The sequence below is a fragment of the Nonomuraea sp. NPDC001684 genome (genome assembly GCF_053596515.1).
Map to the genome: position 1 here is coordinate 1 of NZ_JBSFGJ010000418.1, position 8,236 is coordinate 8,236.

Annotated in this window: 10 protein-coding genes and 1 pseudogene; 9 read left to right on the plus strand and 2 right to left on the minus strand. The window is 73.3% G+C overall.

What is annotated here, in order from left to right; translation table 11 throughout:
• Both ACWCSD_RS41995 and ACWCSD_RS42000 read left to right on the plus strand, forming a co-directional pair.
• Positions 1-479 (plus strand): annotated as a pseudogene (locus ACWCSD_RS41995) (hypothetical protein); the annotation flags it as partial.
• Entirely contained in the window at positions 476-1,039 is a 564-nt protein-coding gene (locus ACWCSD_RS42000) for a GNAT family N-acetyltransferase (RefSeq protein WP_397157060.1), read from the plus strand. The pseudogene ACWCSD_RS41995 and the gene ACWCSD_RS42000, both read left to right, overlap by 4 nt.
• Positions 1,040-1,110: 71 nt before the next feature.
• Here the strand turns inward: ACWCSD_RS42000 and ACWCSD_RS42005 are convergent, their stop codons facing one another.
• The gene (locus ACWCSD_RS42005) at positions 1,111-1,968 is read right to left on the minus strand and encodes a helix-turn-helix domain-containing protein (RefSeq protein WP_449923378.1); all 858 of its coding nucleotides are present in this window, start codon (positions 1,966-1,968) and stop codon (positions 1,111-1,113) included.
• 94 nt (positions 1,969-2,062) lie between these two features.
• Between ACWCSD_RS42005 and ACWCSD_RS42010 the strand changes: the two genes are divergently transcribed.
• The 3 genes from ACWCSD_RS42010 to ACWCSD_RS42020 all read left to right on the plus strand — a co-directional run bounded on the left by ACWCSD_RS42010 (position 2,063) and on the right by ACWCSD_RS42020 (position 4,290).
• Entirely contained in the window at positions 2,063-2,743 is a 681-nt protein-coding gene (locus ACWCSD_RS42010; protein WP_397157064.1) for a polymer-forming cytoskeletal protein, read from the plus strand.
• Positions 2,744-2,962: 219 nt separating this feature from the next.
• Positions 2,963-3,508 carry a cysteine hydrolase family protein gene (locus tag ACWCSD_RS42015; protein WP_358287058.1) on the plus strand — a complete coding sequence of 182 codons (546 nt, stop codon included), beginning with the start codon at positions 2,963-2,965 and terminating at the stop codon, positions 3,506-3,508.
• A complete protein-coding gene (locus ACWCSD_RS42020) occupies positions 3,496-4,290 on the plus strand; it encodes a GntR family transcriptional regulator (protein WP_449923383.1) in 795 nt (264 codons plus the stop codon). Before ACWCSD_RS42015 ends, ACWCSD_RS42020 begins: the two co-directional genes overlap by 13 nt.
• A 44-nt stretch (positions 4,291-4,334) precedes the next feature.
• On the opposite strand, the gene ACWCSD_RS42025 is transcribed toward ACWCSD_RS42020, so the two are convergent.
• Positions 4,335-5,309, minus strand: coding sequence for a GDSL-type esterase/lipase family protein (locus ACWCSD_RS42025; RefSeq protein ID WP_449923386.1), 975 nt, complete (start codon positions 5,307-5,309; stop codon positions 4,335-4,337).
• 53 nt (positions 5,310-5,362) lie between these two features.
• Here ACWCSD_RS42025 and ACWCSD_RS42030 point away from each other — a divergent pair, with 53 nt between their 5' ends.
• The 4 genes from ACWCSD_RS42030 to ACWCSD_RS42045 form a co-directional block, all read left to right on the plus strand.
• Positions 5,363-6,034 carry an ArsR/SmtB family transcription factor gene (locus tag ACWCSD_RS42030; protein WP_449923389.1) on the plus strand — a complete coding sequence of 224 codons (672 nt, stop codon included), beginning with the start codon at positions 5,363-5,365 and terminating at the stop codon, positions 6,032-6,034.
• Positions 6,034-7,341 (plus strand): MFS transporter, encoded by a 1,308-nt coding sequence (locus tag ACWCSD_RS42035; protein ID WP_397157072.1) that lies wholly within the window; start codon positions 6,034-6,036, stop codon positions 7,339-7,341. Before ACWCSD_RS42030 ends, ACWCSD_RS42035 begins: the two co-directional genes overlap by 1 nt.
• A 180-nt stretch (positions 7,342-7,521) precedes the next feature.
• A complete protein-coding gene (locus tag ACWCSD_RS42040; RefSeq protein WP_387674671.1) occupies positions 7,522-7,986 on the plus strand; it encodes a MarR family winged helix-turn-helix transcriptional regulator in 465 nt (154 codons plus the stop codon).
• 40 nt (positions 7,987-8,026) lie between these two features.
• Positions 8,027-8,236: alcohol dehydrogenase catalytic domain-containing protein (locus ACWCSD_RS42045; protein ID WP_449923394.1), on the plus strand; the 210-nt coding region annotated here is incomplete at its 3' end.

Here is an 8,236-nt window from a genome sequence, read left to right on the forward strand (position 1 = left end):
CCGCGGGGGTGGTCCTGCCGGTGGGCATCGCGATCATGACGGGGAACGGCGTGCCGGCGCAACCGCTGCCGCTGCTCACCGGGGCGCGGGTGATCGCCGGCGCCGGCCTGGTGCTCGCGCTCGGCGCCGTCCTCGCGTACGGGCTGGGCGTGTGGCTGCGCCGGGCGGCGGCCCTCGTCGCGCTCGCGCTGGTCGCGCTGCCGTACGGGCTGACGGCGTTCCCGCTGCTGCCCGACGCCGTCGCCGGGTGGCTGCTGCGGCTGACCCCGGCGGCGGGCTTCGCCGTGCTGCAGACGCGGGTGGAGTATCCGCAGGTGACCGCCCATTACGCGCCCTCGGCGGGATACTTCCCGCTGCCCGGGTGGGCCGGGCTCGCCGTGCTGGGCGCGTACGCGGCGGTCGCGACGTGGTGGGCCCTGCGCCGCGGGGCCGCGCCGGTACCGTCCGCGCCGCCCGGTTCTGGCATCATCGCCGGATGATCCCCATGACGACCGACCGGCTGCTGCTGCGTCTGCCGGACGACGACGACCTCGCCCCCTTCACCGCCATGAACGCCGATCCGGAGGTCATGCGGTACATCGGCGACGGTTCCGTCCTGCCGCCGGACCCGGACCGCACGGCGGCGTGGATCGCGCGCGCCCGGCGGGAATGGCAGGAAAGCGGGCACGGCCCGCTCTCCGTCGTCGTGCGCGAGACCGGGCTGACGGCCGGCTGGGTCACCTTGACGGTGCCCGCGTTCCTCCCCGAGATCCTGCCCGCCGTGGAGATCGGCTGGCGGCTCGGACGAGCGTACTGGGGCAACGGCTACGCCACCGAGGCGGCCGGACGACTGCTGCGGTTCGGGTTCGCCGAGTGCGGCCTCGACCGGATCGTCAGCATCCGTCACGTGGACAACCAGCGGTCCCGCCGGGTGATGGACAAGCTCGGCCTGCGGTTCGCGTTCGAGACGGTGGTCCCGGGCCACGGACGGCCGGTCGCCGTGCACGAGATCACCAGAGCCGCCCACGAGGAGCCGTCACCTCACCCGCGCCTGCCGTAGACGCCGGCTGGCAGTTCCTGCGCCGCCATCCCCTGCGCTGCGCCTGGTCGGCGGCGGCCGGGCCTGAGCCGCTAGGCGAGGTCGCGGGGAGGCCCGGAGGGCCAGGCGACGTCGTCCACCGCGAGGAACGGCGAGAGCGCGACCGCGGCCGGCGTCACCCCCGCGAAGGTCATGACGTCCCTGTGCAGGTGCGACTGGTCGGCGTAGCCGCTCTCGGCCGCCACCAGGGCGGCCCGCTCACCGGCGGCCAGACGGTGGGCCGCCTGGTCGAAGCGGATGAGCCGGGCGACCCGCTTGGGCGTGAGGCCGACCTGGGCGCGGAACCGGGCCCACAGGCGCTTGCGGCTCCAGCCGGCCTCGGCGGCGAGCCGCTCGACGGGCACCCGCCCGCCGCTGGCCGCCATCCGCCGCCACGAGAAGGCGACCTCCGGATCGGCGGCCCGGCCCTGGTCGGCCCGCCTGGCCAGCGCGTCCCGCGCGAGCGCGAACCGGTCCTCCCACGACCGGGCGGCCCGCAGCCGCTCCTGGACGCGTTCGGCCTCGCGCCCCCAGAGGTCGTCGAGCGCGACCACCGTGCCGCTCAGCTCGGCGGACGCGCCCAGGACGGCGTGCGCGGCCATCGGCGACAACCGGATCTGCAGGCACTCCATCCGGCGGGTCAGACCGCTCCCTCGCACCTGCCGGGGCGCGAGGCCGGCGACGACGCGTCCGAGTTGCCGGGAGCCGCGGTCGTCCTCGATGACGAACGGCTCGTCGCCGAGGTCGAAGAGCAGGGTGACCGCGGGGTGCGGGACCAGGGCGAGGTCGCGGAACTCGTTGGCCCGGTCGCTGAACCCCGCCATGACGACCCCGGGCAGGCCGCCGGGCCGCGACGGGACGGTGATCTCCCATCCGGGCACATGACCGCGAACCGGCACAACTGACCGCACCCCGCCATCGTACGAGCCCCGCGCCGCGGGTGATCTCGGCGGCCGGGACCACGCCCGGCGAACAGCAGCCGGCCTGATTGCTAGGGTCACGCGCATGCGATCGACTTATCTCGCCTGGGACGACGCGGTTGACCTGTTCGAGCGGCGCGGCCTGCCGAAGGAGACGTACGGGAACCTGTACGAGGAGGAGTACATCCTCGTGCCCGGTCCCGCCACGGTGACCGGCGAACTCCCCCTCGACGAGCACGAGCGCACGCCGTGGCGCGAGCACACCCCCGACGCCGCGACCGGCTACATCGTGGACGGCGACCTGCTCGTCGACGGGAACGTCACCGACGTGGACGACGGCTCCGCCGCGCTGATCGTCCTGGGCGACCTGCGGGCGCGGAACGTCTACCTGGCCGGTGACGCCAAGCTGGTCGTGCGCGGCCACGTGACGGCCGAGACGTTCGTCGGCGACATGACCGACAAGCTGGTGATGATCCATGGCGACCTGCGCACCACCGTCTCGATCTTCTGGAACGAGTTCTGCCCCGACCTGATCGCCGGCACCCTGCACGGCAGGGCCCTCACGCCGGCCTACCTCGACCTGTCCGACGCCGGTGTCGGCGCCCTGGCCGACCCGTCGCCCGAGGTCCCGCTCAGCCGCCTCCTCGTGCCGGAACTGCTGATCAGCGGCGCCCCCGGCCCCGACGACCTGCCCGAGATCGGCGTCCGCGGCGACGTCCTGCGCGACCGCCTGCTGTCCGGCCTGCCCCTCACGATCGCGGGATGAGCCCCGGACGCCGATCGCGCGTGACTGGCGTTTCCGCTGGGCAGATCCTCCATGGCAGGTGACGTAACCCCTCGATCGGCGCAAATCCGGCGCGCCGGAAGACGGTCGCCGTCCGCGCCCCGGTTGCTGATATCTCAACTCTTGCCTACTGTGATCCCAGTTTGACCGGAGGGGACGCGGGCCGTCGCGCCCGCCGGAAACACTGGACGGAGCAATGTCGTGACCACTGCACTCATCATCGGCGACCTCCAGCGGGGCATCACGGGCGGTTACCCGTTCGCCCAGCAGGTCGTGCCGCCGCTCACCGAACTGCTGCCCCGCGCCAGGGCGGCCGGCGTCCTGGTGGTGTTCGTGCACTTCGCGTTCCGGGCCAACGGGGCGGACGTGCCGCCCGGCAGCGCGCTGATGAAGTCGTTCTTCGAGGCCGGCGACGCCTTCCACGAGGGGTCGGCCGGAACCGAGCTCGCCCTGCCGGTCGCCGACGAGGACGTCGTCGTGCTGAAGCGCCGCGCCAGCGCGTTCGCCGGGACCGACCTCGACCTCGTGCTCCGCGCGCGGGGCGTCACCACTGTGGCGGTCGCCGGGGTCGCCACCAGTGCGATGGTGGCCGCGACCTGCTACGACGCGGCCGACCGCGGCTACCAGGTGACAGTGCTGAGCGACGGCTGCGGCGACGGCGATCCGGCGCTGCACGACTTCTTCGTGGACGCCGTCTTCCCGAGCCGGGGGTTCGAAGTGGTGTCGTGCGACAAGTGGCAAGTTTGATCGCGGACGGGCGGGAGGCGTCCCGGCCGCTCCACCCCGTGACCGGCGCGATGGCTCACCTGCCCGCGTTGCTGCTGGTCGGCCAGGAGGTCACCGGCCTCGACCGCACCGGGCAGGCGTACCGGGCGATCCGGCGCCAGATCATCGACCTGACGCTGCCGCCGGGCAGCAGCTTCAGCGAGGCGTCGCTCGCGCGGCAGTGGCAGATGAGCAAGACGCCGGTGCGCGAGGCGCTGGCCCGCCTGCGGCGCGACGGGCTCGTGGACGCCCTGCCGCGAGCCGGTTACGTCGTCAGCCCGATCACCCTCCAGGACACCGACGACCTGTGCGCGCTGCGTACGCTGCTGGCCGGCGAGAGCGCCGCCGCCGCCGCGCGCCGCGGCGTCGAGGGCCCGGCGCTGGAGCGGCTCGAAGAGCTGGCCGAGGTGCCCGGCGCGCTCGCGGCGGGCGAGGCCGACCTGGAGCAGTCGCTGCGGGCCGGGATCGAGTTCGAGGCCGTCATCGCCGACGCCGGCGGCAACGGCCGGTACGCCAAGGCGATCGTCGGCGTGCTGGACGAGCTGGAGCGGGTGCTGCGGATGGCCGCGTTGATCGCTCCGGAGGTGGCGAGCCCGCCCGGAGAGCTGGCGGGCGTCCACGAGCGCCTGCGCGCCCGAGACGCGGACGGCGCCCGCGAGGCCATGCGCGGCCGGTGCGAGCGCGTGCGCCGGGACGTGTCGCGGGTCCTGACCAAGAGCGCTTCCGTCAGCCGGGCCGGCATCGAGATGCCACCCCGGACGTAGGCCCATCGCTCGGGACGACGCGACCAGGCTCCAGGAAACACTGTTCACGGTCGGCTGAGGACCGCCGTCGGCCCCTGCTGGAGCCGCGACCGGCGGGGCCGCGGTCCTAGTCCCGCGATGATCTGATCGGCGGTGACGTCGGGGTCACGACAGGTGATGTCATTGATGCCCGCCATCACGATCACCGTTCGCACGCCCGGCTTGTCGAGCACGTCCCGCTGGAAGCGGGCGAGGGCGCGTTCGCCGAAGAGCGGGTGGTCGCAGAGGACCCGGTTGCCGGAGATCCCGCTGTTCAGGACGGTCAGCCGGGCGCCGGAGGCGACGAGGCGCTCGGCGAGCTGATCGGGGTAGCGGTTGTCAGCGTCCGGGGTGGAGGCGGTGCCGTCGGTGACCGAGTCGCCGAAGGTCACCACCGCGCCGCGGGCCGAGGCGCCGAGCACGTCGACGCCGCTGAGGAAGTACCACGACTGGGTGGTGTCGGTGAAGTCGGTGCCGCGCGGGTCGAACCGGTGGTCGCCGGACGCCCGGTAGCTGGTGGCCGAGGAGATGTCGTGGAAGGTGGCGGGTCCGGTCGCGCCATGGAAGTGGAGGGTGACGGCCAGCCGGTCGAGCGCCTCCAGCCGGAGCGGGATCGGGTCGCTGACCAGCTCCTGGCCGGCCTTGACCACGGCGTCCGCGCGCCGGGAGAAGGTGACGGCGCGCAGAGTGCCAGGACGTACGGCGGCGCCGGTCGCGGCCTTGGCGATCGTCGCCCCGTTCACGGTGACAGGCGCGGTGCCGTACCGGTTGGAGATGGTGATGCGGAGGGCGGCTCCCGGCCCGGTGACGCGGAGCACCTGACGGACAGAGTGGCGTTCGAAGCCCTGTTCCGACCAGTTGGACGACCACGGCAGCCCGCCGGGTGAGGGCTGCTGGACGGCTGCCGCCCAGGCGCCCGTCCAGCGGGGCTGCGTCGTACCGCCTTGGGCGGGGACGGCGGTGAAGGCGAGGGTGAGCGCGGCCAGGCGCATTGCAAACATCTCTTCGCGAACAAGTCTTTGCGAAGGACTGTTTGCGGTCTACGCTGCCTGACATGACCGAACCCTCCGAGAGCGTGGTCGTCCTCGACGCCAAGGGCCTGCGGGCGCTGGCCCACCCGGTACGGGTGCAACTCGTGGACCTGCTGCGCAAACACGGCCCGTCCACCGCCACCCGCCTGGCCGAACGCCTGGGGGTGAACTCGGGCACCGCCAGCTACCACCTGCGCAGGCTCGGCGCCGCCGGATTCGTCGCGGAGGACACCGAGCGCGGCAACGCCCGCGAACGCTGGTGGCGCTCTGTCCACCACGTCACCCGGCTCACCGATGACGAGCTGTCGGAGCGGGAGCCCGAGGCGGTGCTCGCCTACATGCAGTCCATCGCCGCCCTGTACGGCCTGCGCACCCAGCGGACGCTCAACGAGCTGCCGACCATGCCGGCGGAGTGGCGGCGGGTGCTCGACCTCAGCTCCGTCGCGCTGCGGATCACGCCGGAGGAGGGGCTTCGGTTGCGCGAGGAACTGGCGGAGGTCGTCGACCGCTACCGGCGCGACACGCCTGGCCAGCCGGCGCCCGAAGGGGCCGCCCGGGTCTCGCTGATCACCCAGCTCCTGCCCGAACTGCCCGAAACAACCGATCCGTCCGAAACAACTGATCCGTCCGAGACGACCGAGCTGCCCGAGTCGGCCGAAGCGCCAGAGCCCCCCGAGTCGACCGAAGGTGCGTGATGGGGGCGCGCGAGTCGTTACGCCCGATGGCCGGCCTGCTCGCGGCCATGACGGTGTCGCTGACCGCGACGCGAGTGTCGGCCATCGCGTTGCCCTGGTTCGTCCTGACGACGACCGGGAGCCCGGCGCGCACCGGGATGGTGGCGTTCGCCGAGATGGCCCCGTACGTGCTGGTCAAGGCGCTGGCCGGGCCGCTGGCCGACCGGGTCGGGCCGCGCCGGATCTCCTGGATCGGGGACGTGGTGAGCGCCGCGGCGGCCGGGGCGGTCCTCCTCCTGCACGCCCTGGACCTGCTGCCGCTGGGCGCGCTGATCGCCCTCGTCGCGGTGGTCGGCGCGGCCCGCGGTCCGGGCGATCTGGCCAAGGAGATCATGATTCCGGAGGCGGCCGAGCGCGGGCGGGTGCCGCTGGAGCGCGCCACCGGGCTGATGGGCGTGACCGAGCGGCTGGCCCAGACGGTGGGGCCCGCGGCGGGCGGGGCGGTGGTGGCGCTGCTCGGACCGCTGGCCGGCCTGGGCATCAGCGTCACCTGCTTCGCGCTCGGCTCGATGATCGTGACGTGGGCGCTGCCGCGCGGCATGGGACACCGCGCTTGGGCGGAGGAAGCCCCGGAGGCGAAGGAGGGCTACTGGCGGCGGTTCGGCCAGGGCTTCACGTTTCTGCGCGGCGAACCGCTGCTGCTGTCCGTGGTCGTCATGGTCGGCGTCACGAACCTGCTCGACGCGGCCTTCAGCCAGGTGCTGGTGTTCGTGTGGGCCAGCGAGTCCGGTCACGGCGCCGCCGTGGTGGGCCTGAACAGCAGCGTCATGGGGTTGACGGCGGTCGGCGGCAGCCTGGTCGCGGCCGCCGTGGCGCACCGGATGCGGCGCAGGCCCGTGTTCTTCGTGGCGTTCCTGCTCGCCGGACCGACCCGGTTCCTCGTCCTGGCGGTGGATCCGCCGTTGTGGGCCATGGTGGCGGTGTTCGCGGTGGGCGGGTTCGCCGGCGGGTTCCTCAACCCGATCCTCGGGGCGATCTCCTACGAGCGGGTGCCCCGGAGCCTGCTGGGCCGGGTCAACGCGCTGAAGGACTCCCTCGCCTGGGCCGGCATCCCGCTCGGCGGGCTGGTGGGCGGGGCGCTGGTGGCGGTCGCGGGGCTGACGCCGGTGCTGCTCGCCGGCGGGGCGGTCTACGCCCTCACCACGAGCCTGACGGGGCTGCGGCCCGAGTGGCGGCAGATGGACCGGCTCCGCGGCCAGGGCCCGCCCGTCCCTCCCGCCTCGCCGGCGCTGCCCGCGCCGCCGGTCGCACGCCGGCGGCGATCTTGAGGAGCACCACGCCACCGATGATCGCGGCGAACGAGGCGAGCTCGGTCGGCGTGATCTTCTCCTTGTAGATCAGCGCGCCGAGGACGACCGTGCCGATCGAGCCAATGCTTGCATGTGCATGTATGCTTTTGTCAATCCCGCGTCCGAGAGACCGGGTCCTCAGAGAAGGAGGAGGCTTCCATGGCTCCGACGGCACCCACTCCGCACCCGGCCCCGGCGCCCTCGGCGGTGTCCAGCTCCTGGAACGACGTCCTGCTGCTGCACGCCCGCGTGGAGAACGCCCTGGCCACCGCCCTCCAGCGGCGGCACGGCATCGGCCTGTCGGAGTACCGGGCGCTCGGCCATCTCGCCACCTCGGACGCCGGCGAGCTGCGCATGCAGGAGCTGGCCGACCGGATCGGGCTCAACCAGAGCTCCGTGACCCGCCTGGTGACCCGGCTGAACACGGCGGAGCTCACGTACCGGGACCTGTGCCCGGACGACAAGCGCGGGGTCTACACCGTCATCACCGACGCGGGCCGGGCCCGCTACGCCGAGGCGAACGTCACCTACGAGGCGACGCTGAGGACCGCCCTGGAGGAAGCCGCCCAGGCCGACCCTCGGCTGGCCGCGGCGCTGCCGGCCCTGGGCCTGCTCGACCGGTGACCCCGCCATTCCCCTTGTTTCGAATATCGAGGAGTTGAACATGCGTGCTGTGCGGATCACCCGCTTCGGCGGCCCGGACGTCCTGACGGTAGCCGAGGCGCCGCCGCCCCGGGCCTCGGACGGCGAGGTGCTGGTGAGGGTCGTCGCCTCCGCCTTGAACCCGGTTGACGACAAGACCCGTGAAGGGGCCATCGGAGAGGGCACCCCTCCCCTGCCGACGACCCTGGGATGGGAATTGGCGGGCATCGTC